22 protein-coding genes are annotated in these 24,862 nt (G+C 61.2%); 16 read left to right on the top strand and 6 right to left on the bottom strand.

Annotated features, from left to right (window positions below; all coding sequences use genetic code 11):
• Positions 1 to 85: 85 nt before the first annotated feature.
• From N434_RS19690 to N434_RS19640, 10 genes are all read left to right on the top strand, one after another.
• On the top strand, positions 86 to 949 hold the full coding sequence (locus N434_RS19690) for a branched-chain amino acid ABC transporter permease (RefSeq protein WP_065117122.1): 864 nt from the start codon (positions 86 to 88) through the stop codon (positions 947 to 949).
• A 1-nt stretch (position 950) separates the two neighbouring features.
• Complete coding sequence (locus N434_RS19685) at positions 951 to 1,958, top strand: branched-chain amino acid ABC transporter permease (RefSeq protein ID WP_110759969.1); 1,008 nt, start codon at positions 951 to 953, stop codon at positions 1,956 to 1,958.
• Positions 1,955 to 2,719 carry an ABC transporter ATP-binding protein gene (locus N434_RS19680; protein ID WP_110759968.1) on the top strand — a complete coding sequence of 255 codons (765 nt, stop codon included), beginning with the start codon at positions 1,955 to 1,957 and terminating at the stop codon, positions 2,717 to 2,719. The genes N434_RS19685 and N434_RS19680 overlap by 4 nt, the downstream gene beginning before the upstream one ends.
• On the top strand, positions 2,700 to 3,416 hold the full coding sequence (locus N434_RS19675) for an ABC transporter ATP-binding protein (protein ID WP_110759967.1): 717 nt from the start codon (positions 2,700 to 2,702) through the stop codon (positions 3,414 to 3,416). Before N434_RS19680 ends, N434_RS19675 begins: the two co-directional genes overlap by 20 nt.
• Before the next feature lie 273 nt (positions 3,417 to 3,689).
• Entirely contained in the window at positions 3,690 to 4,505 is an 816-nt protein-coding gene (locus N434_RS19665; protein WP_065116991.1) for a MurR/RpiR family transcriptional regulator, read from the top strand.
• Between the two features lie 206 nt (positions 4,506 to 4,711).
• Positions 4,712 to 6,628 (top strand): bifunctional 5-dehydro-2-deoxygluconokinase/5-dehydro-2-deoxyphosphogluconate aldolase, encoded by a 1,917-nt coding sequence (locus N434_RS19660; RefSeq protein WP_110759966.1) that lies wholly within the window; start codon positions 4,712 to 4,714, stop codon positions 6,626 to 6,628.
• Positions 6,625 to 8,451, top strand: coding sequence for a 3D-(3,5/4)-trihydroxycyclohexane-1,2-dione acylhydrolase (decyclizing) (gene iolD, locus N434_RS19655; protein WP_110759965.1), 1,827 nt, complete (start codon positions 6,625 to 6,627; stop codon positions 8,449 to 8,451). Before N434_RS19660 ends, iolD begins: the two co-directional genes overlap by 4 nt.
• 1 nt (position 8,452) lies before the next feature.
• Positions 8,453 to 9,361 carry a myo-inosose-2 dehydratase gene (iolE, locus tag N434_RS19650; RefSeq protein ID WP_110759964.1) on the top strand — a complete coding sequence of 303 codons (909 nt, stop codon included), beginning with the start codon at positions 8,453 to 8,455 and terminating at the stop codon, positions 9,359 to 9,361.
• Positions 9,362 to 9,552: 191 nt separating this feature from the next.
• Positions 9,553 to 10,365, top strand: coding sequence for a 5-deoxy-glucuronate isomerase (iolB, locus tag N434_RS19645; RefSeq protein ID WP_110759963.1), 813 nt, complete (start codon positions 9,553 to 9,555; stop codon positions 10,363 to 10,365).
• A gap of 216 nt (positions 10,366 to 10,581) precedes the next feature.
• Complete coding sequence (locus N434_RS19640; protein WP_110759962.1) at positions 10,582 to 11,709, top strand: Gfo/Idh/MocA family protein; 1,128 nt, start codon at positions 10,582 to 10,584, stop codon at positions 11,707 to 11,709.
• A gap of 231 nt (positions 11,710 to 11,940) precedes the next feature.
• Here the strand turns inward: N434_RS19640 and N434_RS19635 are convergent, their stop codons facing one another.
• The 3 genes from N434_RS19635 to N434_RS19625 form a co-directional block, all read right to left on the bottom strand.
• The gene (locus tag N434_RS19635; protein WP_110760020.1) at positions 11,941 to 12,903 is read right to left on the bottom strand and encodes a 2-hydroxyacid dehydrogenase; all 963 of its coding nucleotides are present in this window, start codon (positions 12,901 to 12,903) and stop codon (positions 11,941 to 11,943) included.
• Positions 12,904 to 13,264: 361 nt separating this feature from the next.
• A complete protein-coding gene (locus tag N434_RS19630; protein ID WP_065116998.1) occupies positions 13,265 to 14,287 on the bottom strand; it encodes a LacI family DNA-binding transcriptional regulator in 1,023 nt (340 codons plus the stop codon).
• Positions 14,288 to 14,420: 133 nt separating this feature from the next.
• Entirely contained in the window at positions 14,421 to 14,930 is a 510-nt protein-coding gene (locus N434_RS19625) for a MarR family winged helix-turn-helix transcriptional regulator (protein WP_065116999.1), read from the bottom strand.
• A 79-nt stretch (positions 14,931 to 15,009) separates the two neighbouring features.
• Between N434_RS19625 and N434_RS19620 the strand changes: the two genes are divergently transcribed.
• The 3 genes from N434_RS19620 to N434_RS19605 all read left to right on the top strand — a co-directional run bounded on the left by N434_RS19620 (position 15,010) and on the right by N434_RS19605 (position 18,539).
• On the top strand, positions 15,010 to 15,810 hold the full coding sequence (locus tag N434_RS19620; RefSeq protein WP_110759961.1) for a creatininase family protein: 801 nt from the start codon (positions 15,010 to 15,012) through the stop codon (positions 15,808 to 15,810).
• Positions 15,811 to 15,923: 113 nt separating this feature from the next.
• On the top strand, positions 15,924 to 17,063 hold the full coding sequence (locus N434_RS19615) for a CobW family GTP-binding protein (protein ID WP_110759960.1): 1,140 nt from the start codon (positions 15,924 to 15,926) through the stop codon (positions 17,061 to 17,063).
• Positions 17,064 to 17,546: 483 nt separating this feature from the next.
• Complete coding sequence (locus tag N434_RS19605; protein WP_065117002.1) at positions 17,547 to 18,539, top strand: WD40 repeat domain-containing protein; 993 nt, start codon at positions 17,547 to 17,549, stop codon at positions 18,537 to 18,539.
• A 213-nt stretch (positions 18,540 to 18,752) separates the two neighbouring features.
• Here N434_RS19605 and N434_RS19595 read toward each other — a convergent pair whose 3' ends face one another.
• The 3 genes from N434_RS19595 to N434_RS19585 all read right to left on the bottom strand — a co-directional run bounded on the left by N434_RS19595 (position 18,753) and on the right by N434_RS19585 (position 21,607).
• Complete coding sequence (locus N434_RS19595) at positions 18,753 to 19,934, bottom strand: MFS transporter (RefSeq protein ID WP_110759959.1); 1,182 nt, start codon at positions 19,932 to 19,934, stop codon at positions 18,753 to 18,755.
• Positions 19,935 to 20,138: 204 nt separating this feature from the next.
• Positions 20,139 to 20,786 carry an outer membrane protein gene (locus tag N434_RS19590; protein ID WP_110759958.1) on the bottom strand — a complete coding sequence of 216 codons (648 nt, stop codon included), beginning with the start codon at positions 20,784 to 20,786 and terminating at the stop codon, positions 20,139 to 20,141.
• Between the two features lie 533 nt (positions 20,787 to 21,319).
• Positions 21,320 to 21,607 carry a hypothetical protein gene (locus tag N434_RS19585; RefSeq protein ID WP_065117005.1) on the bottom strand — a complete coding sequence of 96 codons (288 nt, stop codon included), beginning with the start codon at positions 21,605 to 21,607 and terminating at the stop codon, positions 21,320 to 21,322.
• Between the two features lie 269 nt (positions 21,608 to 21,876).
• Here N434_RS19585 and N434_RS19580 point away from each other — a divergent pair, with 269 nt between their 5' ends.
• The 3 genes from N434_RS19580 (at position 21,877) to N434_RS19570 (ending at position 24,861) form a co-directional block, all read left to right on the top strand.
• Positions 21,877 to 23,055: a hypothetical protein gene (locus N434_RS19580; RefSeq protein ID WP_065117006.1), complete on the top strand. Its 1,179-nt coding sequence runs from the start codon at positions 21,877 to 21,879 to the stop codon at positions 23,053 to 23,055.
• A 109-nt stretch (positions 23,056 to 23,164) separates the two neighbouring features.
• Positions 23,165 to 23,806, top strand: a complete 642-nt coding sequence (locus N434_RS19575) for a DUF1007 family protein (RefSeq protein ID WP_110759957.1) — start codon at positions 23,165 to 23,167, stop codon at positions 23,804 to 23,806.
• Positions 23,800 to 24,861, top strand: coding sequence for a nickel/cobalt transporter (locus tag N434_RS19570; protein WP_065117008.1), 1,062 nt, complete (start codon positions 23,800 to 23,802; stop codon positions 24,859 to 24,861). Before N434_RS19575 ends, N434_RS19570 begins: the two co-directional genes overlap by 7 nt.
• Position 24,862 lies beyond the last annotated feature (1 nt).

The following is a 24,862-nucleotide window of genomic DNA, read 5'->3' as shown; positions in this document are numbered from 1 at the left end:
CCATTCTTGAAACGGTCGAACCGCCCCTATGGCGGTTCGGTTCCGGCCCGGACGGGCGTTGCAGCACCGGGAGGAGCTTTTCAGCATGCAGACGGTCTTCAGCATCCTCATCGATGCGCTTGCCTATGGCATGGTCCTGTTCATCATTTCCATCGGCCTATCGGTGACGATGGGGCTGATGCGGGTGGTCAATCTGGCGCACGGCGCCTTCGCCATGATCGGCGGTTATCTCGCCTCCTATGCCGCCCATGGCCTCGGCCTCGGTTACGCCGTGGCGATCCTCGTCGCCATCGTCGGCACCATTGTCATTGCCATTCCGCTTGAGCGTTTTCTCTATCGCCGCATCTATGGCGCGCCGGAGCTGACGCAAGTGCTGATGACCATCGGCATCACGTTCTGCATCATCGGTATTGCCAATTTCGTCTTCGGGCCGACACTCAAAACCATTCCCTTGCCGCAGCAGCTGGCCGGCCCCACCGATCTCGGCTTCCGCACCATCGCCACCCACCGCATCTTCGCCATTGCCTGCGGTCTGGCCGTGGCCGGCGCATTGTGGTTCACCTTCGAGAAGACCGCCTTCGGCATCAAGCTGCGCGCTGCTGTCGATAATGCCGCCATGGCCGCCGCGCTCGGCGTGCGCACCGAGGTTATCTATGCCGTCAGCTTCGCCATCGCCGTCGGCCTTGCCGCCATGGGCGGCGTCATCGGCGCGGAACTGCTGCCGGTCGAACCCTATTATGCGCTGCGTTATATGGTTACCTTCCTCGTGGTGGTCTCGGTCGGCGGCGCGGGCTCCATTCCCGGCGCGCTGATCGCCTGTCTGCTGCTCGGCGCCATCGATACGACCGGGCGGTATCTTGCGCCCGAATATGGCGAATTCTTCTTTTACCTGGCGGTCATCGTGATCATCACCTTGTTCCCGCGCGGCCTTCTCGGAAGGGCGAAATGAGATGGCGGTGCTCATGAATGACGTGACTGAAACGGCAGAAATCCCGAAGGCGCGCTCGCCGCTGCGCACGCTTGCGGGACCGCTCCTCATCATTATCGCCGCCATTGCCGGTTATTACCTGTTTCCGGATAATCTGGCGCTTCTGACCCGCATCATCGCCATTGCTCTCTTGGTGCTGTCGATCGATCTCGTCACCGGCTATTGCGGCGTCGCCACGCTTGGCCATGCCGCGCTCTTCGGCGCGGGCGCCTATGCCGCCGGCATCGCCGCCGCCCATTTCGAGATCACCGATCCGCTTTTGATGACCGTGATCGGCGCGGGCGCGGGCGGCGTGGCCGGTCTGGTCTCCGGCACGGTTCTCCTGCGCGCCCATGGCCTGCCGCAGCTCGTTCTCTCCATCGCCGTCATCCACCTGTTCCATGAGGCTGCCAACAAGGCATCGGGCTGGACGGGTGGCAGCGACGGGCTTGCCGGCGTTTCCCCGGACGCGCTGTTCGGCACCTTCGAATTCGATCTTTTCGGCCGCACCGCCTATATTTACGGCGTCTGTCTGCTGCTCGTCGTCTTCCTCGCCCTCAGGGTCGTGGTCAATTCGCCCTTCGGCATGTTGTGCCGCGGCGTCAAGCAGGACAGCATCCGCATTCAGGCCATGGGCGGCTCCGTCAACGGTACTATTTTGAAGATGTTCGTCATATCAGGCGTCGTCGCCGGCATTGGCGGTGCGCTCAACGCCATTTCCACCCAGGTCGTCGGCCTCGACAGCCTCAGCTTCACGCTTTCGGCCGAAGCACTGGTCATGCTGGTGCTTGGCGGCGCGGGTTCGCTTTATGGTGCGCTGATCGGCACCGTCACTTTCATGTGGTTCGAAGATGTCGTTTCAGCCGCCAATCCGTTCCATTGGCTGACGATCGTCGGCCTGCTGCTGATTGCCGTCGTGCTCTTTGCACCACGCGGGCTTTACGGCGCGGGTGAGCAGATCATTGCGCGCCTGCGGGGAGATCGCAAATGAGCGCCATTTTTGAAGTATCCGGCCTGCAGAAGAATTTCGGTGGCCTCGTCGTCACCAACAACGTCTCGCTGTCGCTATCGCCGGGAGACCGCACGGTGCTGATCGGCCCCAATGGCGCCGGCAAGACGACCTTCGTCAATCTCGTCACCGGCAACATCAAACCTTCGGCCGGCACGGTGCGCATTGCCGGCGAGGATGTGACAGGCCTCAGCGCCAGCCAGCGGGTGAAACGCGGCCTCGTCCGCTCGTTTCAGGTCACACGGCTGTTTCAGGACATGACGCCTGAGGAGCATGTGGCGCTCGCCATTCTCCAGCGCGAAGGCAAGACCGGCCGGATTTTCGGCCGTTACCGCGCCATGCCCGCGGTGATGAGCGAAGCACGCGATATTCTCGGCACGCTCGGCCTTCTCGCGCTTGCCGAAACGCGGGTGCGTGAAATCGCCTATGGCCAGCAGCGGCTGATCGAGATCGCGCTTGCCATGGCGCTTCGCCCGAAAATCCTGCTGCTGGACGAGCCGGCCGCCGGCGTGCCTTCCACGGAAACGGCGCGCATCGAGCAGGCGCTCGACCGGCTGCCCGCCGATCTCGCCATATTGATGATCGAGCACGACATGGATCTGGTCTTTCGTTTTGCCAAACGTGTCGTGGTGCTCGCCGCAGGCGCGGTCATCTTCGACGGTTCGCCTGATGATGTCACCAGCAATGCGGAAGTCCGCCAAGCCTATCTGGGAAGTTACGCCGATGCCCGCAGCGCCGCTTGAAATCGTCAACCTGACCGCCGGTTACGGCCCGACCCGCGTCATCGAAGGCCTGTCGCTTTCGGTGCCATCAGGTTCGCGTTTTGCCGTTCTCGGCCGCAACGGCGTCGGCAAGACCAGCCTCTTCGCCACGCTGGCCGGCCAGACGAAACGTTTCGCCGGCGATATCCGCCTCGGCGGAGAGGACATTGCCGCCTTGCCGAGTGCCGCCCGTGCCAAAGCCGGCCTCGGTTACGTGCCGCAGACGCGGGATGTTTTCCCGACGCTGACCGTCGAGGAGAACCTGTTCGTCGGCCTCAAGGGTCGACCGAAATCCGCGATCGAAGAAGCCTATACGCTGTTTCCGCGCCTGAAGGAGCGCCGCCGCAATCTCGGCTCGCAACTTTCCGGCGGCGAACAGCAGATGCTCTCCACCGCCCGCACCATTCTCGGCCAGCCGCGCGTGCTGCTGCTCGACGAACCGCTCGAAGGCCTCGCCCCCGTCATCTGCGAGGAGCTGATGGCCGCCTTTTCCAAACTGGCGCAATCGGGCGAAATGACCATCCTCCTCGTCGAACAGCGCATCCAGATGGCCATCGACTTCGCCGACCACGCCATCATCATGGAACGCGGCCGCATCGTCTGGGAAGGGCCGTCCAGCGATCTTGCGGAGAACCCGGATATTATCGATACGCATCTTGGGGTTGGCGGGCTGCACTGAGCCAACGCATCGCCGTTGCGCGTTCATATATATGATCTCCGTCATACCGGCCTTGAGCCGGTATCCAGCCACCCCAAGTCCTGGGGTGAAAAGACTCTTCGCGCCGCGCAGACGCGCGCCGACTGGATTTCGGCTAAAGGCCGCAATGACGGAGGGCGACCGATCACACAAAGCCCCCGCCGTCTCATTTGCCCTTCCTCAAAAAACCCAATGGAATAAAAATTCCACTGCAGTTAAAGTGCACACGATTTCAGTCTGCACAAAGGAACGACAATGACGGCAATCGAGGCGCCAGAATCCGTAAAGGCTTTTGAGGAGCGGCTGCTCCAGGTCGCGGAGGGTTTGCCGAAACGATTGCGGCAATGCGCCGATTATGTCGCCTCCAATCAGGATCGCATCGCCGTTTCCACCGTCGCCGAAATGGCGGAAGGGGCTGGTGTGCAGCCTTCTGCCTTCATGCGGTTTTGCCAGATCATGGGCTTTTCCGGCTTTTCGGAAATGCAGCGGCTGTTCCGTGATTCCTATGTTGGCGGCTGGCCGGATTATGCCACGCGGCTCGACCATCTGCGTGAAAAGGGCGATGAAAGCGCATCCGGCCTGCTTGCCGAATTCGTGGAGGCCGGCCGGTCCTCGCTGGAAATGCTGCTGAAATCGGTCGATACACGCCAGCTTGACGAGGCGGTTTCGGCTCTCGCCGGTGCGCGCACCGTGCATATTGTCGGATTGCGACGGTCTTTCCCGATTGCCAGCTACCTTGCCTATGCCTTCGAGAAGATGAAGGTGCCGGCGGTTCTGCACAGTGCGGTCGGCGGACTCGGCAATATCAGCGCCATTTCCCGCGACGACGCGCTGATCGCGATCACCTTTTCCCCCTATTCCGCCGAGACGCTGGAACTGGCGGAAAACGCCCGCGCCAACGGCATTCCGGTCGTGGCGCTCTCCGATTCCGCCGTCAATCCGCTCCGCAAATCCGGCGCGACGCTGCTGACCGTCACCGAGATCGATTTCGGCGCGTTCCGCTCGCTTTCCGCCACACTCTGTCTGGCCATCACGCTGGCCGTGGCTGTGGGAACTCGCAAGACAGCCTGAATATTTTTATTGAAAACGGGAAAAATAGAATTTATGATCCAAATCCATGAAACGGACATTCCATCGTCGTCCGTCTCGTGACGGATGACAGTGGGCGGAGGAGGCTCACCGGAGCGGGATGGCGAAAGATGCGGGCGGCTTCGCCCGGTGTCGCTCCAAACATGTGAGGCAGGCCGCCGCGACAGGCGGCCCGAAGGAGGAACCTTTTGAAAAAACTTGATCTTATCACGATCGGGCGCTCGTCTGTCGACCTGTACGGTTCGCAGGTCGGCGGCCGTCTGGAGGACATGGCCTCCTTTGCCAAATATATCGGCGGCTCTCCCACCAACATCGCAGCCGGTGCCGCACGCCTTGGGCTCAACAGCGCCGTCATCACCCGCGTTGGCGATGAGCATATGGGCCGCTTCATCCGCGAGCAGCTGGTACGCGAAGGCGTTGACGTGCGCGGCGTAAAAACCGATCCGGAGCGACTGACCGCGCTGGTGCTGCTCGGCATTCGTGACCAGAACCAGTTCCCGCTGATTTTCTATCGCGAAAACTGTGCCGACATGGCGCTCAGCGAAGACGATATCGATCCCGCCTTCATTGCCGAGGCAGGCTGCATCTGCGCCACCGGCACGCATCTGTCGCATCCGAAGACCGAAGCGGCGGTGCTGAAGGCGCTGAAACTCGCCCGCGAAAATGGCGCGAAGACCGCGCTCGATATCGATTACCGGCCCAACCTCTGGGGTGTGGCCGGCCATGGCGATGGCGAGAGCCGTTTTGTCGAATCGCAGAAGGTCACCGCCAAGCTGCAATCCACCCTGCATCTGTTCGACCTGATCGTCGGCACGGAAGAGGAATTCCACATTGCCGGTGGCTCCACCGATACGCTGACCGCGTTGAAGGCCGTGCGCAAGGTTTCGAACGCGACGCTGGTGTGCAAGCGCGGGCCGATGGGTGCTTCGGTTTTCGCCGGCGATATTCCTGCCAGCCTCGACGATGGCGAGACGGGCGAAGGTTTTCCGATCGAGGTCTTCAACGTTCTGGGTGCCGGCGATGGCTTCATGGCCGGGCTGTTCCGCGGCTGGCTGCGCGGCGAAGACTGGCCGACGACGCTGAAATACGCTAATGCCTGCGGTGCTTTCGCCGTCTCCCGCCATGGCTGCACACCGGCCTATCCGAGCTGGGAAGAGCTGCAATATTTCTTCAAGGCCGGCATTCGCAACAGGGCGCTGCGCAAGGACGAGGCGCTGGAGCAGGTGCATTGGTCCACCAACCGCAAGGGCGACTGGGACACGATGCGCGTTTTCGCCTTCGATCATCGCATGCAGCTGGAGGCCATCGCCGACGAGCTTGGCGTCAAGCACGAGCAGATCGGCGCTTTCAAGAAACTCTGCCTTCAGGCCGCGCAGGAGGTTGCCGGTGACAGGCCGGGTTACGGCATTCTCTGCGACGGCCGCCTTGGCCGTGACGCCCTGTTTGCCGCCAGCGGCTCGGGCCTGTGGATCGGCCGCCCGGTGGAATGGCCGGGTTCGCGCCCGCTGACGCTGGAACCCGATCTCGGCAAGGATTTTGGCGGACTTTCCGAATGGCCGCTTGAAAATGTCGTCAAGGTTCTGTGTTTTTATCATCCCGACGATACGGATGAGATGCGTGCTACGCAGGAAGAGACGGTCATGCGTCTGTTCCAGGCGACACGCCGCAACCGGCTGGAAATGCTGCTGGAGGTCATTCCCTCCAAGGTCGGCCCGACCGACGATTTGACCGCCGCCCGCATCGTCGAACGTTTTTACGAGATCGGGGTCTATCCCGACTGGTGGAAGCTGGAGCCGATGAAGACCCGTGCCGCGTGGAAAAACGCCTGCGACGCGGTGCATCGCAACGATCCTTATGTGCGCGGCATCGTCGTTCTCGGTCTCGACGCGCCGCAAAGCGAACTGGAAGAGAGCTTCCGCCTTGCCGCCGGTTTCGATCTGGTCAAAGGTTTCGCCGTTGGCCGCACGATTTTCGCGGATGCCGCCCGCAACTGGCTCGGTGGCAGGATGACCGATGAGGAAGCGATAAAGGATATGGCGCAGCGTTATACCAGCCTGTGCCGCATTTGGGATGAGGCGCGCGCCAAAAAGGGAGAGGCAGCGTGAAGACAATCAGAATGACGGCTGCGCAGGCCATGGTTCGTTACCTGGCAGCGCAGATGAATGAACACGGCGAAACCTATATTGCCGGCATGTGGGCCATTTTCGGCCATGGCAATGTCGCCGGCATCGGCGAGGCGCTTTACGGCATCCGCGACGAACTGCCGACCTATCGCGGCCAGAACGAGCAATCCATGGCCCATGCGGCTATTGCCTATTCGAAGCAGCTGCGCCGCAGACGCGCGATGGCGGTCACCTCCTCCATCGGCCCGGGTGCGGCAAACATGGTGACGGCGGCAGCGCTGGCGCATGTCAACCGCCTGCCGGTTCTGCTGATCCCCGGCGATGTGTTCGCCAATCGCGGCCCGGACCCGGTGCTGCAGCAGCTCGAAGATTTCGGCGACGGCACCATGACGGTCAATGACTGCTTCCGCCCTGTCAGCCGTTATTTCGACCGCATCATGCGGCCGGAACAATTGCTGACAGCCCTTCCCCGTGCCATGCGCACCATGACGGACCCCGCCGATTGCGGCCCCGTCACGCTCGCCTTCTGCCAGGATGTGCAGGCGGAAGCCTATGATTACCCTGTCAGCTTCTTCGAAAAGCGTGTCTGGCGTCAGCGTCGTCCTGAGCCGGATGTCGTGGAGTTCGAAGAAGCGGTCGCCGCACTTAAAGCGGCGAAGCACCCGATCATCGTTGCCGGCGGCGGCGTGCATTTTGCCGGCGCAACCGAGACGCTGAAGCGCTTTGCCGAAACCCACTCCATTCCCGTCGTCGAAACGCAGGCCGGCAAATCGGCGCTCGCCTGGGATCATGATCTGAATTTCGGCCCCGTCGGCGTCACCGGTGCGGAAAGCGCCAATATCATCAGCGAGAAGGCCGATCTGGTCTTCGGCGTCGGCACACGTTTTCAGGATTTCACGACAGGTTCATGGGCATTGTTCAAGAACCCGAACCGCAAAATTCTGGCGCTCAACGTTCAGCCCTATGACAGCGCCAAGCACGATGCGATCAGCCTGACGGCGGATGCGAAGATCGGGCTTGAAAAGCTCTCCGCAGCGCTTGGCAGCCACCGTTTTGCGGCCCCGGATGCCGGTCTCAAGGCTGCATGGTTTAAGAAAGCCGATGCCGATACGGCGGCGCCGGGCGAGGACAACGCCAACAGCCTGCCCACCGACATGCAGGTCATCGGCGCGGTGCAGCGCCAGTCGCGTGACAATACCGTCGTCATGTGTGCCGCAGGCACCATGCCGGGCGAGCTTCACCAGCTGTGGAAATCCAGGCTGCCGCTCTCCTATCACATGGAATACGGCTTCTCCTGCATGGGCTATGAAGTGGCCGGCGGCCTCGGCATCAAGATGGCGGAACCGGACCGGGACGTAATCGTCATGGTCGGCGACGGCTCCTACATGATGATGAATTCCGAGCTTGCGACCTCGGTTGCCATGGGCGTGAAGATCACGCTCGTCATCACCGACAACAGGGGTTACGGCTGCATCAACCGCCTGCAGATGGAAACCGGCGGCGCGGAGTTCAACAACCTCTACGCCCACACCAACGTCAACCCGATTGCCATCGATTTCGTGGCTCATGCCGGGTCGATGGGTGCGGATGCCCGCAAGGTTTCCACTATAACCGAGCTGGAAGAGGCGCTTGCCGCGGCCCGCGCCTCCAGCCACACGACTGTCATCGTCATCGATACCGACCCTTACCCGACGCCGCAGGCCGGCGGTCACTGGTGGGATGTCGCGGTGCCTGAAGTTTCCGACCGCGCCGAAATCGGCCCGGCCCGCGCCCGTTATGAAAACCATGTCAAGGAAAGACAGTAAGATGATCCGTTACGGTACCAACCCGATTGCCTGGTCCAACGACGACGACCGCACGCTGGGCGCGCATATCAGCCTCGAACAATGCCTTGATGAGACCGCGAAGATCGGTTTCGACGGCATCGAAAAAGGCCACAAGTTCCCGACGGAGCCGGAAGGCCTGAAGGGCGTGCTTTCGCCGCGCGGCCTCTCCTTCGTCTCCGGCTGGCATTCGCTGAACCTTCTGACCGACGACATCGAATCCGAAAAGAAGGCGATGCAGCCGGCGCTTGATCTCCTGAAGGCCATGGGCTCGAAGGTCATCATCGTCTGCGAGACCTCCAACGCCATCCATGGCGATGACAACAAGGCGCTGGTCGACCGTCCGCGCCTTGCAGCCGAGGACTGGGCCAAATTCGGCGCGGGCGTCGAGGCGCTGGCCGCCTTTGCCGCAGAACAGGGCATCACCCTCGTTTATCACCACCACATGGGAACGGTGGTCGAGAGCGAAGACGAGATCGATCTCCTGATGAAGCACACCGGTCCGAAGACGCATCTGCTGCTCGATACCGGCCATTGCCTGTTCGGCGGCGGCGATCCCGTGCGCGTCGCGCAGAAATATATGGGCCGCGTCGGCCATATCCATGCCAAGAACGTGCGCCCTGCCATTGCCGATCAGGTTCGCGGTGAGCGGCTCTCCTTCCTCGAAGGCGTTCGCCGTGGCGTATTCACTGTTCCCGGCGACAGCGAAGGCGGCGTGAACTTTCCGCCGGTGCTGAAGGTGGCGGCCGAGCATGGCTACAGCGGCTGGCTGGTGATCGAGGCCGAACAGGACCCTGACGTGCGCAACCCGTTCGAATATCAGAGCCTCGGGCTGAAATCGCTGAAGGCTTTTGCGCGCGAGGCGGGGCTGGATAAGGCCGAGGCTGCTTGAGCTGAGCAAAGGAAGGCGGGCGGCCTACCCCATCCGTCATTCCGGCCTTGAGCCGGAATCCAGCCAGCCCAAGTCTTTGGGCTGAAAAGAGTCTTCCCGCCGCGCGGACGCGCGTCGGCTGGATTCCGGCTCAAGGCCGGAATGACGAGATGGCATGAATTATCGAACTGCTCACAAAAAGGAACACCACCATGACCTCACTTCTGCGCAAGCCGGTCGCGACCAGCGGCAAGGTGCACGATATCACGCCCCAAAGCGCGGATTGGGGTTATGTCGGTTTCGGCCTCTACCGCCTGAAGCCCGGCGAGACGGCGGCGGAAAACACCGGCGATACGGAAGTCATCCTCGTGCTGGTCGAAGGCAAGGCGACGATCTCCGCAGGGAATAAGGACTTCGGTGAACTCGGCGACCGCATGAATGTGTTCGAACGCAAGCCGCCGCATTGCGTCTATGTCCCCGCAGGTTCCGAATGGTCGCTGACCGCCACGACCGATTGCACCGTTGGTGTCTGCACCGCGCCCGGCGAAAAAGGCAGCCGCGAGGCGCAGCAGATAGGCCCCAATGGCGTACAGCTGACCGAACGCGGCAAGGGCGCCAATACGCGTTATATCTTCCCCATCGCCATGGAAGAGCGCGACGTGGCCGACAGCCTGCTGGTGACGGAAGTCTTCACGCCGTCGGGCAACTGGTCGTCCTATCCGCCACACCGGCATGACGAGGATAACTACCCCGACATGACCTATCTGGAAGAGACCTATTATCATCGTCTCAACCCGGCACAGGGTTTCGGTTTCCAGCGCGTCTTTACCGAAGACGGATCGCTGGATGAGACCATGGCGGTGTCGGACGGCGATGTCGTGCTGGTTCCCAAGGGCCACCACCCCTGCGGCGCGCCCTATGGTTATGAGATGTACTATCTGAACGTGATGGCCGGGCCGATGCGCAAATGGCGCTTCAAGAACCATCCCGATCATGACTGGATTTTCAAGCGGGATAATCCCTGAGACGCACGACGTCCCTCATTCCTGTGCTTGTCACAGGAATCCAGCCGGCGCGCGTCTGCGCGACGGGGAGAGTCTTCCCAGCCCAAGGACTTGGGCTGGCTGGATCCCTGTGACAAGCACAGGGATGAGGACAGAGGGGGCTTTGTTTCGCCTGCCACATTTCAATAAACGCTCAATACGTTGATTTCATTCTAAAACTCTCGGGAGGAGAATAGCATGGCCGCTCTTGGCGTGGGCCTTATCGGCACCGGTTACATGGGCAAATGCCACGCGCTGGCGTGGAACAACGTCACCAGCGTCTTCGGCGATGTGGAACGCCCCCGCCTCGTGACGCTCGCGGAAGTCAATCCCGAGCTTGCCGCGAAGAAAGCCGCCGAGTTCGGTTTTGCCCGCTCGACGGGCAACTGGCGCGACCTGCTTTCCGATCCCGAGATTGACGTCATCTCGGTCACCACGCCCAACGCCTTCCACCCGGAAATGGCGATTGCCGCCCTTGAGGCCGGCAAACATGTCTGGTGTGAAAAGCCGATGGCGCCCGCCTTTACTGACGCGGTGAAGATGCGCGATGCCGCCCGCCGGTCCGGCAAGGCCGCGGCGATGGGGTATAATTACATCCAGAACCCCGTCATCCGCCATATCCGCCGCCTGATCGACGAAGGCGCGATCGGCAGGGTCTATCACGTCCGCGCCGAAATGGACGAGGACTTCATGGCCGATGCCACCCAGCCCTTCTACTGGAAGAGCGAGGCGTCTTCCGGTTACGGCGCGCTGGATGATTTCGCCGTGCATCCGCTGTCGCTGCTCTTTGCCCTGTTCGGTCATGCCGAAAGCGCCATCACCGACATGGTGAAACCTTACGAAACCCGCCCGCTTGCTGGCGGCGGCGAGCGCGCCGTCGAGACGCACGATCTTGCCAGCGTTCTCCTGAAACTCGAAGGCGGCATTTCCGCCGTGCTCATCGCCAACCGTTCCGCCTGGGGCCGCAAGGGCCGCATCGCCATCCAGATTTATGGCTCCACGGGCTCGATCCTCTTCGATCAGGAGCGGATGAACGAATTCCAGCTCTACACCACGGATGGACGCCCGGAAGAACAGGGTTTCAGAACAGTCCTCACCGCCCCTCACCACAAGCCCTATGACCGCTTCATCCCCGCCCCGGGCCACGGCCTCGGCTTCAACGACCTGAAGGTGATCGAATGCCGCGAACTGATCGCGGCAATCGAGGGGAAAAAGGCGCATATCATCGATTTCGAGGAAGGCCTGAAGATCGAGCGCAGCATCCACGCCATGGCCCGGTCGTTCGCCGAAGGGCGTTGGGTGGGAAGCTCGGAGATTGCGGAATAAAAGGTTGAACGCGAAAGCACCATAACTGGTGCTAAGCCGTCTCTCCGTTCTCGGGCATGACAACCGAGCCTTCGCACTCGACGTCATCCTCGGGCTTGCCCCGAGGATCCATCGACTGCAACTGCTTGTGGATCCTCGGGCCAAGCCCGAGGATGACGGAGGAGAGGTCAGAGCCTTTTTAGATATCTCGAAAGGCTGCCTTCACGGCCCCCCGCAGAGTATCTCCTAGCCCTACCCCTTGACCGGCGTTTCCGGCACCGGCGTCAGCACCTTGCCGTCCCTGAACCAGCCGAGAATATTGTCGGCCACCAGATCGGCCATGGCGTTGCGCGTCGGAACCGAGGCGGAGGCGACATGCGGCAGCAGGGAGACGTTCGGCAGCGACAGGAAGGCTTCCGGCACCTTCGGCTCGGCATAGAACACATCCAGACCGGCAGCACCCAGGGCGCCGCTCTTGAGCGTCTCAAGCAGCGCATCCTCATCGACGCTGGAACCGCGCCCGACATTGATGAACACGCCGTCAGGTCCAAGCGCCGTCAGGATTTCGGCATTGATCGCCTTATGCGTTTCCGGCGTGCCGGGCACGATGCAGATCAGGACATCGACCGCTTCCGCCATCTCCTTCAGCGAGCCGTAATAGGTGTAGGAGAGGCCATCCCGCTTGCTGCGGGTGTGGTATCCGATTTCCACCTTGAAAGGCTCCAGCCGCTTGGCGATTTCCTGGCCGATTCGGCCCATGCCGAAGAGACCCACCTTGCGGCCGCGCAGCGAAAACGGCGAGAGCGCGAACGGGCCTTCGCCAACCCATTTTCCGTCACGCAGCCAGGTCTCGGCCTGATAAAGACGGCGCACGGTGTTGATCAAAAGCGCAATCGTCGTATCCGCCACCTCGTCGTTCAGCACATCGGGCGTATTCGTCACCACGATGTTGCGCGTGGCGGCATGTTTGGCATCGACGCCATCATAACCCACGCCGAAATTGGCGATGATCTCAAGCTTCGGCAGCGCATCGATCCACTTTGCGTTGACGACGCCGGAAACGGCGATGGCATTGACGCGCTCCGCCGCACCATCAGGCAGAACCGGCTCGGCACCGGCAGGCACGGCCACGATCTCGACCTTGCCTTCGAGGCGTTCGAGAACGCGCGGGTTTATCTTGCCGGGAACGAGAACGACGGCCTTTTTGTCAGACATGAGCGGATATTCCTCCTGATAACATTCCAATAGCCGGAGCGGGTTTCAGGCGAACCGCTCGCCATCCCACTCCTCTGGGCGGCGATCTTTTCAAACAACGGCGGCCGTGAAAAGGGCAATAAGGGGATGCTATGGGGGCAGACGGAAGTTTCATGCCGATTTTTTTTGCGGCACCCCTCGCCGTCATGCCGGACTTGATCCGGCATCCAGTCAGCCCAAGTCCCTGGGCTGAGAGAGCCTTTTCACCGCGCAGACACGCGGTGGCTGGATTCCGGCTCAAGGCCGGAATGACGGAAGAAGGAAACATCGCGAACAACCAGAAACATGCAGCCTGCCGCATCCATACTCCCGGGCGATATATTCAAACCCGCGGCCGCACCGGCCCGGTCGATTGCCGGATACGCATTTCCGGCTTGATGAGGTGAATGCCGTCAGGCTCGTGGCTGCCCGCCAGCCTGTCCAGCAGCGCGCGGGCCGCAAGGCGCCCCACCTCGGCCTGACCGTTGGAAACCGTGGTCAGCGCCGGCGTGGCAATCGCCGCCTCTTCCAGATCGTCGTAGCCAGTGACGGAAATATCGACACCCGGCACCAGACCGGCGCGGGAAATGCCGTTCATGAGACCGATGGCGACGAGATCGTTCCAGCAGACGGCGGCGGTCGGCTTCTGCGGCAGTGAGAGGAAATGCACGGCGGCCTCGAAACCGCCCTGCTTGGAGCGCGGGCCGGGAATGCGCAGGTTCGGATCGACCTCGATACCGGCCTTGCGCAGCGCATTGACGTAACCCTGGTAACGGTCACGCCCGGTCGATGTCTGGTCGGTGCCGCCAACCATGGCGATGGTGCGGTGGCCAAGGCTGATCAGGTGGTTGGTAGCAAGCGAAATGCCGTAGCTGTCGTCGCCGCGATAGGTCGGCATGTCGACGCCGTCCATCGAACGGGCCACCAGAATGGCGGGCATGCCGTTTTCTTCGGCCAGCGTCATATCCTCGATCGGCGTGCCGATGGCCGGCGACATGATGATGCCATCCGAACCAAGCTGCAGCAGCGTTTCGATGAAGGTGCGCTGTTTTTCCACCGAATCATAATGGTTGGAAAGAATGAAGGTCTGGCGGCTGCGGTCCAGCTCGCTTTCGATGGCTTTGAGGATTTCGCCATAGAACGGATTCATCACATCGTGGAACACCACGCCGACAATGCCGGAGCGCGAAGTGCGCAGGCTGGCGGCGCGACGGTTGTAGATATAACCCAGCGCTCGCGCCTGGTCCTTGATCTTGTCGCGCGTATCGGCGGCCACCAGCGGACTGTCGCGCAGGGCAAGCGAAATGGTGGCGGTTGAAAGACCGAGGCTTTCGGCAATGGTGGACAGTTTGACCTTTTGGGCCACGGCATTCCTCCCCAAACGCGTGTCAGCGACGGATGTCCCTGTTTAAATTGCAATTAAACAATTTAAACAAAATCCGCAACCCGTTTAAGGAATACCCACAAAACCAACGGTTCTTTTAAAAATTTCAACAAAATTATTGAAGATTGGCGTCGATGACCTTCAGAAGTTTAACGATGTTTCGCACATCCTTGGCCGAAAGCCCCTCTACGGCCCTTGAACCGCAATCGGCAATCGAGACGTTGATGTGTTCGACGCTTTTCAGGCCCGCTTCGGTCAGCTTCACCAGCGTCACGCGGCCATCCTCGTCGTCACCGCTGCGCTCCACGAAACCCTGGGCTTCCATGCGGCCGATGGTGCGCGTCATGGTCGGCGCCTTGACGCCGAGTTTCTGGGCGATCTGGCCCGGCGTGAGGCTGCCTTCCTGCGCCAGCGCCAGGATGACGCCGTCTTGGCCCGCATAAAGCCCGCTTTCGGCCAGGCTGTGGCTCAGCGCCGTGCGCATGGAACGGGCGGCCTGGGTGATGGATTGCGCCAGTTCCTCGGGGTTGAAATTCTCATCCCTTTTTTTGGCGTCCTTTGATTTTTTGCCGCCTTTTTCCTTCTTGGCGCTTTTGTCCTTATGCCCGGATTTGTCCTTGCTCATATGCGAGTGCCTTTTACCCTGTGGCGGAACCGATATATGTTGCTGGAAATCCTTAACGAATGCACGCGCGGACTGCCAGATGCCAAACTCATACACGCATTATCACGACGAAAACGTAACAGACCCGCATCTTCGCGCAACAGGTGCAATTTCCGTGCTGCCGCTCGGCGCGCATGAGCAGCACGGGCCGCACCTGCCCTTCGAGACCGATACGCTGATTGCCGAAGGCATCGTCGCCCGTCTCGCCGCCGCCCTGCCCGGCCATCTGCCCGTCTCCTTCCTGCCGGCGGAACCGGTCGGATATTCCATCGAACACATGAATGTGCCGGGCACGAAGACACTGCGATACGATGAGGCCATCGAGCGCTGGCTCGGCATCGCCGAGGCGGAATATAACAAGGGCGTGCGCAAATTCGTGATGCTGAACGCCCATGGCGGCAATTCACCGCTGATGACCATCGTCGCCACCGAGGCCCGCGCCCGTTTCGGCATGCTGGCGGTCGCCACCAGCTGGACCCGTTTCGGCGTGCCGGCCGATATCGTGAAGCCGCAGGACAAGGCGGTCGATATTCATGGCGGCGATATCGAGACATCGGTCATGCTGGCGCTTCACCCCGAGCGCGTGGCGATGCAGAAGGCCGCCGACTTCCCTTCCCGCCAGAGCGATTTCACCAGCCGCTTCAAACACCTGCGCGCCTATGGCCCGCATGCCTTCGGCTGGCTGATGAGCGATCTGAACCCTGACGGCGTTGCCGGAAACGCCGCCGCCGCGACCTCGGAAAAGGGCGAAAGGCTGATTTCCCATGCCGTGAAAGGCCTTGTCGAACTGCTTGAAGATATCCACGCTTTTGACATAACGTTATTTCATAACAAAATTTGAGTGACATGGCCGAATTCGGCCAAAATCTCTTTGAACTGCCCGGACGTCGCGCCTATATGGACGACGACACATCTTCCTGAGGCTTGATAGCCTCTCTCCACGCGGGGTTTTCCATGACCGAAACAGCTATAGCCAAGCCCATTCCAGTCACCGTCCTGACGGGATATCTCGGCGCCGGCAAAACGACGCTTCTCAACCGCATTCTCTCCGAGAACCACGGCAAGAAATACGCTGTCATCGTCAATGAATTCGGCGAGATCGGCATCGACAACGATCTGATCGTCGAGTCCGATGAAGAAATCTACGAAATGAACAATGGCTGCGTGTGCTGCACGGTGCGCGGCGACCTGATCCGCGTCGTGGAAGGCCTGATGCGCCGGCCCGGCCGTTTCGACGGCATCATCGTCGAGACGACAGGTCTTGCCGATCCCGTTCCCGTCGCCCAGACCTTCTTCATGGATGACGACGTGCGCGCCAAGACCGAGCTTGACGCCGTCGTTGCCCTCGTTGACGCCAAGCACCTGCCGCTGCGCCTGAAGGACAGCCGCGAGGCCGAAGACCAGATCGCCTTTGCCGATGTCGTCGTCGTCAACAAGACCGATCTCGTTTCGCCGGAGGAAGTGGCCCGCATCGAGGATATCGTGCGCGCCATCAATCCTTCCGCCCGCATCTACAAGACGACGCGTTCAGGCGTCGATCTTGCCCGGGTTCTCGATCAGGGCGCCTTCAATCTGGAACGCGCGCTCGAAAACGATCCGCATTTCCTCGAACACGGCCATGAGGATCATGTCTGCGGCCCCGATTGCGACCACAATCACGATCACGGCCACCATCATCACGACCATGACCACGATCACGGGCATCATCATCACGATCATGGCCATGGCCATGGCCATGGGCATGACCATGGCCACGACCACCACCACCATGGCGCGGTTTCGCCGATCCATGACGTGACGGTGCAGTCGGTCTCGCTGCGCGGCGGCGAGATGAACCCCGAGCGGTTCTTCCCGTGGATCCAGAAGGTTACCCAGACCGACGGCCCGAACATCCTGCGCCTCAAGGGCATTATCGCCTTCAAGGGCGATGCGGAACGTTACGTCGTGCAGGGCGTGCACATGATCATCGAGGGCGACCACCAGCGCCCGTGGAAGGAAGACGAAAAACGCGAAAGCCGCCTCGTCTTCATCGGCCGCGAACTGGACCGCGAGAAGCTGGAAAAGAGCTTCAACGCCTGCCTCGCGACGGCCTGATCCTTATCCCTCCGTCACCCCGGCCTTTCGCCGGGGTACGGCTGCGTCCGTCATCCGCCCGACGCGCGTTCTTCGACACGGTACATGGCAGTTGCAAATCACTGATACTCCCGTGCTCCGGGCTCACCCCCCTCTGTCCTGCCGGACATCTCCCCCTCAAGGGGGGAGATGTCCCGTGGCGAGGTTTCGCACCTCTCGACGATCGAGAATGAAGTGACGAGAGAGCGTCTTGCCGATCTCCCCCCTTGAGGGGGAGATGTCCGGCAGGACAGAGGGGGGTGAGCCCGGAGCGCAGGAATATCAGTGATTTTCAACTGCCGTGTAGGGTGGTTCCTCTACCACAAAGCGCTCTATCTCCTTGATTTCACGAATCGTCCGAACGTAAAAGCGGTTCCGCTTTTGCCGGAAATGCTCTAGAACCATGCCAGCCAGCGGGAATGACACCCCCGCCAATCCGACACAGATACGAAAGACCGATGCCCCATGCCGACTGTTGCCCCGCTTGATATCGAAGGCCACGTGGTCTCGACCCATTTTCTCGGCGACATTCCCCTGTTTGCCACCGCCGCCGGCACCATTCACCGGCTGGATGGCGGCGAGAAGGTGACTGAGGCGCATGAGGGGCTTCTGACCTGCGTGCGCGATCCCTATAGCGCCACCCTGCTTTCCGGCGGTGAAGACGGCCGTGTGCTGCGCATCGGCCATGACGGCAGCATCAGCGAAATCGCCAATGTGCCGCGCAAATGGGTGGGCGTGGTTGCCGGCGGGCCGCAGAAGGCTGTCGCTTATGGCGTCGGCAAGTCCAGTTTCGTCCGGCTGTCGGACGGTACGGTCAAGGAATTCAAGGAAGAGCGCACGGTGGAGGCGATCGCCTTCGCGCCCAAGGGCCTGCGCATTGCCGTTGCCCGTTATAACGGCGTGACGCTGCATTGGGTGGCAACCGCGGGCGATCCCGTCGATCTGGAATGGAAGGGCGCGCATACCGGCGTCACCTTCTCGCCCGATGGCAAGTTCCTCGTCACCACCATGCAGGAAAATGCCCTGCACGGCTGGAAGATGGAAGCCACCAAGGGCGGCATGGAAGCCCGCCACATGCGCATGACGGGTTATCCCGCCAAGGTCAAATCCGTCTCCTGGTCGGCAAAGGGCAAATGGCTCGCCTCATCAGGCGCGCCGGCCGCCATCGTCTGGCCGTTTGCCGGTAAGGACGGCCCGATGGGCAAGGCCCCGGAAGAACTCGGCAGCCGCGCCAACATCATGGTCACCAATGTCGCCTTCCATCCCGTGGAAGACGTACTCGCCATCGGCTTCATCGACGGCATGATCCTCGGCGTAAGGCTCGCGGACGGCAAGGAAGCCCTGCTGCGCCGCCCCGGCAAGGGCGCCATTACCGGCATGGACTGGAGCGCCACCGGCAAGCTGCTCGCCTTCGCGTCGGAAGCGGGAGATTGCGGGATCATCGATATTTCGGCTTGAGGGATTGCCGCGGGCGTGACCGGCTGCCCCACACTCCCCTCATTCCTGTGCTTGTCACAGGAATCCAGCCAGCCCAAGTCCTTGGGCTGAAAGGGGTCTCCCGCCGCGCAGACGCGCGTCGACTGGATTCCTGTGACAAGCACAGGAATGAGGCTCATCCGCTATGTCGCCGCCAGACAAGCCTTTGTGTAAGATTGCCGCCCCCTGCATACCCTACTCCCCCACCTGCCGCCGCGTCAGGAACAAGAGCAGCAGCGCCGCGCCGGCACCGACCGAAGCAAGCCGGATTGAGGTGCCGAAACTTGCATATTGCGACACGAACCCCATCAGCGGCACCGCAAAAAGCGCCGCGAGGAAGATGGAATTCATGTAGAGCGCCGTCGCACGGGCGGTGCGGCCGCGTGCGAAACCCTGCACGAAGGTGAGGCAGGTGCCGGCGCAAAGCCCGTAATAGGCACCTTCCAGCGCCGCACCCGCGATCATGGCCGGCAATGTGGTGACCGAGGCGATGACGTTGAAGGCGATGATGGCCATCACCGCCGAGACGCCAAGAAGCAGGCGGGCGCTGAAGCGGCGCATCATTCGCGGCGCAAGCAGGATGAACAGAACCTCCATGGCGCATTTGACACTGAGCGACAGGCCCGGCACGTAATCCGGCAGGCCGACCTCGCGCACCAGAAATATCGGTAGCGCCGAGGCGCACAGGGCATGGGCGAAAGACATGCAGAAGCTGGCCGCAGCCGCCAGAAGCAGCGGCATGTTGCGCCGCGCGTCGCCGTCGTTTTCCGCCCGCCGCTCCATCGGGCTGGTCTGGTCTCGCGGCACCACCGCAAGGGCAAGCCCGCCCCAGATGACCGCCATCAGCATGGCATTCGCGAAAACGGCCTTCGCGCCGGCAAGGTCGAAGATCAGATAGGCGGCGGCGGGAATCAGCATCCATGCCAGCGACACCATCGTGCGCAGGAAGGCGTTATAGGAGGCCGTATCCAGCGCCTGCACCCGGCCATGATAACGGCCGTAACTGAAGATGAGCGTGCTGGCGGCGTTGGAAAGCCCCATGCCGGTCGCCGTTATCGCCACCAGCAGCGCCAGATGCCCGAAACTCGCCGCTGCGGCCGCGACAAAAGCGCCGCACACGGAAAGTATCAACAGCGGCCTCACCCGCACCCCGGCATCGACACGCTCACCATAAATACGGCTGGCGGCAATCGAGGCCAGCGCCGCCGTCACGCTGTAAAACCCGACCGTGGCCGGCGGATGGCCGAGCACCTGGATGATGTAGAAACCGATAAACGGCACAACGGCCGCATTGGTGCTGCCGGCAATAAAAACCAGCAGGGCGATCATATAGGCCTGACGATCGAACGCGCCCGGCGACGTGCTTTTCTGTAGCATGGGAATCGACTGAAGGCTGGGAGGCGGGACGGAATGACGGCGACCACCATCACACCAAAACGGCCCGCTGTTCAAGCCTGCCTTGAAAGGCAATGTGCGTTTTCGCCTTCGGCGGAACGTCCGCTGGATTGATACCGGATTGCCGCATCAGGCGCACGGGGCGTCGCAACGCTGCGCCGCCCCCTGTCGAAAACGGAATAACCGTCAGAATTTCACGCCAAGACCGACCTTGACGACGTGTTCGCTGACATCGCCGGTCGAAGTGATGGGACCGGTATGGTAGGTTGCCTTGCCGAAGTCGTTGTAACGATATTCGACGCGTCCGAACAGGTTGTCGGTGAAGGCATAATCGATACCAGCGCCAACCGTCCAGCCGTGCAGGACCTTGCTGTCCTCGCCGAACGGCGCTTTGACTTCGCTGTCCGTCGCGGTGTAGCCGGCGGCGGTATAGATCAGCGCACGGTCGATGGCGTAACCGGCGCGCAGGCGTGCGGAGCCGTTCAGGCCTGCGGAAACCTCGCTGGTGACGATGGTCTTCTCACCCCAGGCGTAACCGAGATCGCCCTCGACACCGAGAATGACGGAGGGGGAAACTTCGAAATTATAGCCCGCGAAACCGGAAAAACGGCCGCCGTCAAATTCATGCTCCGTGGTGACACCGAAAGTGGTCGACTTAACCCGGTTCCAGCCGTAACCCGCGGAAGCGCCGACATAAACACCATCCCAGGAAAAGGCGGGCGCAACGTCGTTGACGACGGGCGCGGCCGGAATGTCGCTGACGGCGTCGGCGGCAGCAGCCACGCCGCAGAGGGCGCCGAGCAGGCCGAGTGCGAGAAGAGATTGTTTCAACATGCGATAGCTCCTTGAAAATTACATCCCGTCACCTGCGGGCTGCGAATATTTCGCGACCAGAAGCGCAGCGTAGCGACGGGGTTAGCGCACCCACAGATTGAAGAACATCGTGGTTAAAATCACGTAAACAACCCAGATCAAAAAGCCCTGAAGGAAGGTATTCCTGTTAATATTTATAATATTTACCAAATATAAATTAGAATTAACGCAGATGTTCACGAGCGACCCTCCCTGATGCGCAGGGGCCATCACCACATCAAAAAACCATCATGAGTAGCGGCCATCCGGTACTTTTGTGCACCCGGCCCGCGTTGGCGGCACGGACAAAAAGAGAGGGCCGCAAGGCCCCCCTTCCAGTCATGCGATGCGCCGTTTGTTCTGCCGGAAATGCCGTGCGTCATACACTCGCAACTCGAGGATCATTCCCGGTTTATACCCGGGCGCACCGTGGGCGCCGAAAATCCCTGTAGATTTTCGAGCTGTTGCGAAAGAGCGGAATGGCTGGAAGCCCGGCCATCCCGCTCCCGTTTCAGTTAGTGCCGGCGCTTCTTGCCGCCGTCATTCTTGTTGTCGATGACATCGACGGAGGTCCTGTTGCCATTCAGCAGGCCGTTCAGGATACCCGTCTTGTTGCCGTTCAGAATCCCGTTATTGGACAGGATGCCGCTGACGCCGAGATCGATGCTCGGCGAGACGACGACAAGTGCGCCACCCTTGTTGCTGTTTCCAGACAGGATGCCGCCCAGAAGGCCGCCGGCATTGGCCTGACCAACGGAAGCGACAGTAAGAATGGCGGCTACACAAGCAAACTTTGCAATCATTTCTCTCTCCTCTTTGTTTGATCACGCCATCTGGCGTAACCGGACTGTATATTTAGAGGATTCTAATTCAAGCAAAGCCTAATATTACAATAAATAATTAACGCTAATACTTGTGATTTTAATAGAATTTTACATTTCCCGTCATTGCCGGGACTATTCGCAATTCGATGTCGCCCGTCAAGCTGACTGTCACGACAGTAACGCTCCACGGAGAACTTTGTTAACCATCCAAATATAAGATATTGCTTAATTAGAGACCGGAGATGCGAATGCGGCTGGGGGGATATATCGCGCTTGTTCTCGGCCTTGCCTGCGCCTGCGGCGTGCGGGCGGGAGAGAGCGTCGACGAGCATAATGTCACCTACAAGTCCGGTATCGCCTATGACAGCAATTACTTCGCCGACACCAACCGGTTGAGCGCGATTTCGCTGCGCGCCGGCTTCGGGCTCAATGGCAAGGTCGCGCTGGAAGGGGCGGAGCTGCGATATTCGCTCGAACACGAGGAGGTTCGCCTTCCCCGATACCGTTTCGCCAATGAACACAACACCATCGCAGCGCTGGGGCTGACGAGACGCTTTTCCGAAAAGCTGGAATGGGCCATCGAGCTGCGTGGCACGCGCAGCGATGCCGGCGATATCTTCCTGCATCTGCCCGAGGAGGACATTGGCTACCGGCGGCTGGATCACAAGCTGGAAGCCTCCTCCCGGCTCGGCATCCTTGCCCTTGGCGGCAAGAACACGCTGACGGCCGGCCTTGCCAGCCTGATGAAAGGCAAGGCGCGGTTCCGTCCGGCCTATTTCATGCCCACCCGGCTGGAGGCCAATGAAGCGCTGTTGTCGCTGAAGGCCGAACACGAGCGGCCGCTGGCCGGCGGCGAGGCGGGGCTCACCATTGCCTATGACCGCCTTGCCGTCCCGCAGGGTCAGCGGGAAAAATACGAGCGCTTTCAGGCCAGCACGCTGCGCGGTTCGCTGGCCTATGGTTACAGGTTCTCCGAGCGTTTGGCGGTTCTGGCCGAGGCGGGCCTCACCTCGATTTCCGGCGACGAAATCAGCGACACGGTAAAGCGCACGCGCCCCTATCTGCGGGCGGAAGCGGAGATGAAGGCCAGCGAACGCATCGCCTTCGGCGTCGGCTTCTCGCAGGATTATGCGCTTTTCGACCCGGACGACCCGATCGCCGAATTTCATCGCCGCTGGCAGTTCGTCATGAAAAGCAGGCTCACCGAGAAAGTGGGGCTGGACCTTGCGCTGCAGCGTGTCCACAAGGACTGGATCTATTATAATTACGACAGCAGCGAACGCAGGCTGGTGGCCACGCTGTCCTTCGACACCGGCAGGAACAGCAAGCTGGAAGTGGAGTTCAACCGCCTTCTGCATGGCGAGCGCGACAGCGATTTCGCCTATAGCGGTTCCAGCGTCACCTCGCGTTTCAGCGGCACATTCTAGGACCGGCCGGCGGCCGCGCAAAGGATGAAACAGCGCATCAGGTCGAAATTCGGTCCCAATTTCTGCTAGAGTCGGGCCGTCGAGATTCGAGCGCAGGACAGACCGGATAATGAACAGACGATTTTTGCTTCTCGCGGCCGGCCTCGCCTGCGTTCCCGTCGCGGCATCGGCGCATCCGCACATCTTTGCCGAAGCGCGCATGGAAATCGTCGAGGGACCGAACGGCACCATTCAGGAAGTGCGCAATATCTGGCGTTTCGACGAGATGTTCTCGGCAAGCGTGGTGATGGATTACGACAAGAACGGCGACCTGAAGCTGGACAAGGACGAACTGGCCGAGATCGGCACCACCGTGCTGGAGTCGCTCGCCGAATATTCCTATTACACCTTCATCACCGCCAATGGAAAACCGGTGGAGTTTGGCAAGCCGGATGCCATTCACGTGGACTACAAGGACCAGCAGATCCTGATGTTCTTTTCCGTGAAGCCCAACAAGCCGCTGGCGGTCAAGGGCAAGCTCAGCTTCGGCGCCTGGGATCCGACCATGTATACGGCAATCGATTTTGCCAGGGACGCCGACATTGCCACGGAGGGCAAGGATCTGAATGCCTGCAAGCACCATGTCGTCCGCCCCGATCCCGACGAGGTGATCTCGCAGAACCAGAGCTCGCTTACCGACGCCTTCTTCAACGACCCGACCGGCACCGACATGACGAAACTCTTCGCCACCCGGCTGGAGGTGTCATGCTGAGCCGCAGCGGCCGTCTGGCCGGGCCTCTGGCCTTCGTGGCCATCGGCCTGCTTGCCCTTGCCGGCGCGGCACATGCGCAGTCGCCGCTCGGCATCGGGTCTGCCGAGCCGTCCTTTTCCGTCGGCGGGCCATTCGCGCCGCTGATGCAATGGATCAACGTACACCAGCAGATGTTCTACCGGGCGCTGACCGGCGCGCTGAAGGCCATGCGCGAGGATGGCTGGGCGCTTGGCTCGCTGATCGGCCTTTCCTTTGCCTATGGCATTTTCCACGCCGCCGGCCCCGGCCATGGCAAGGCCGTCATCTCGTCCTACATGATCGCCAATGAAACGCAGCTGAGACGCGGCATTCTCATCTCCTTCGTCTCGGCGCTCATTCAGGGGGCGGTGGCCATCGGCCTGGTTGGCGCGGCCTGGCTCGTGCTGCGCGGCACGTCCATCACCATGACCAGGGCGACACAGGCCATGGAGATCGCCAGCTTCGCCATGGTGGCGCTGTTCGGCGCCTGGCTGCTGGTGCGCAAGCTCTGGTCGCTGCGCATCCGGCGCGAACCCGTCGCCGTCTTCGCCACGGCGGGGGAAACATCGGCCGGCAGAGCCACCGGCATGGGCACCGGGCTGCGGTTCCAGGGAAAGCCGGTTTTTGCCGATCACGACCATGATGGCACGGGCGACCTTTGCGCCGCCTGCGGCAAATCCCATGCGCCCGATCCCATGCTGTTGAAAGGCAAGAACTTCAGCCTGCACGAGGCCTGGTCGGCCATCATCGCGGTGGGGCTCAGGCCCTGCTCGGGCGCGATCATCGTCATGAGCTTCGCGCTTCTGAACGGGCTTTATCTCGGCGGCGTCCTTTCCGTGCTGGCCATGTCGCTCGGCACCGCCATCATGGTGTCGCTCCTTGCCATCATGGCGGTATCGGCCAAGGGTCTTGCCGTGCGTTTCGCCGGCCCCGGCAGCCGCAAGGCGGCCGGCATCAGCCACGCGATCGAGATCGCCGGCGCGCTGTTCGTGCTCCTGATGGGCCTGATGCTGCTAGGCGCGTCGCTGCAATTATAAC

It is taken from the genome of Rhizobium sp. UGM030330-04, from assembly GCF_003208455.1.
Lineage (GTDB): Bacteria > Pseudomonadota > Alphaproteobacteria > Rhizobiales > Rhizobiaceae > Agrobacterium > Agrobacterium rhizogenes_A.
Note: the sequence above shows the minus strand (reverse complement) of the source record. Positions and strands in the feature narration are given on the sequence as shown.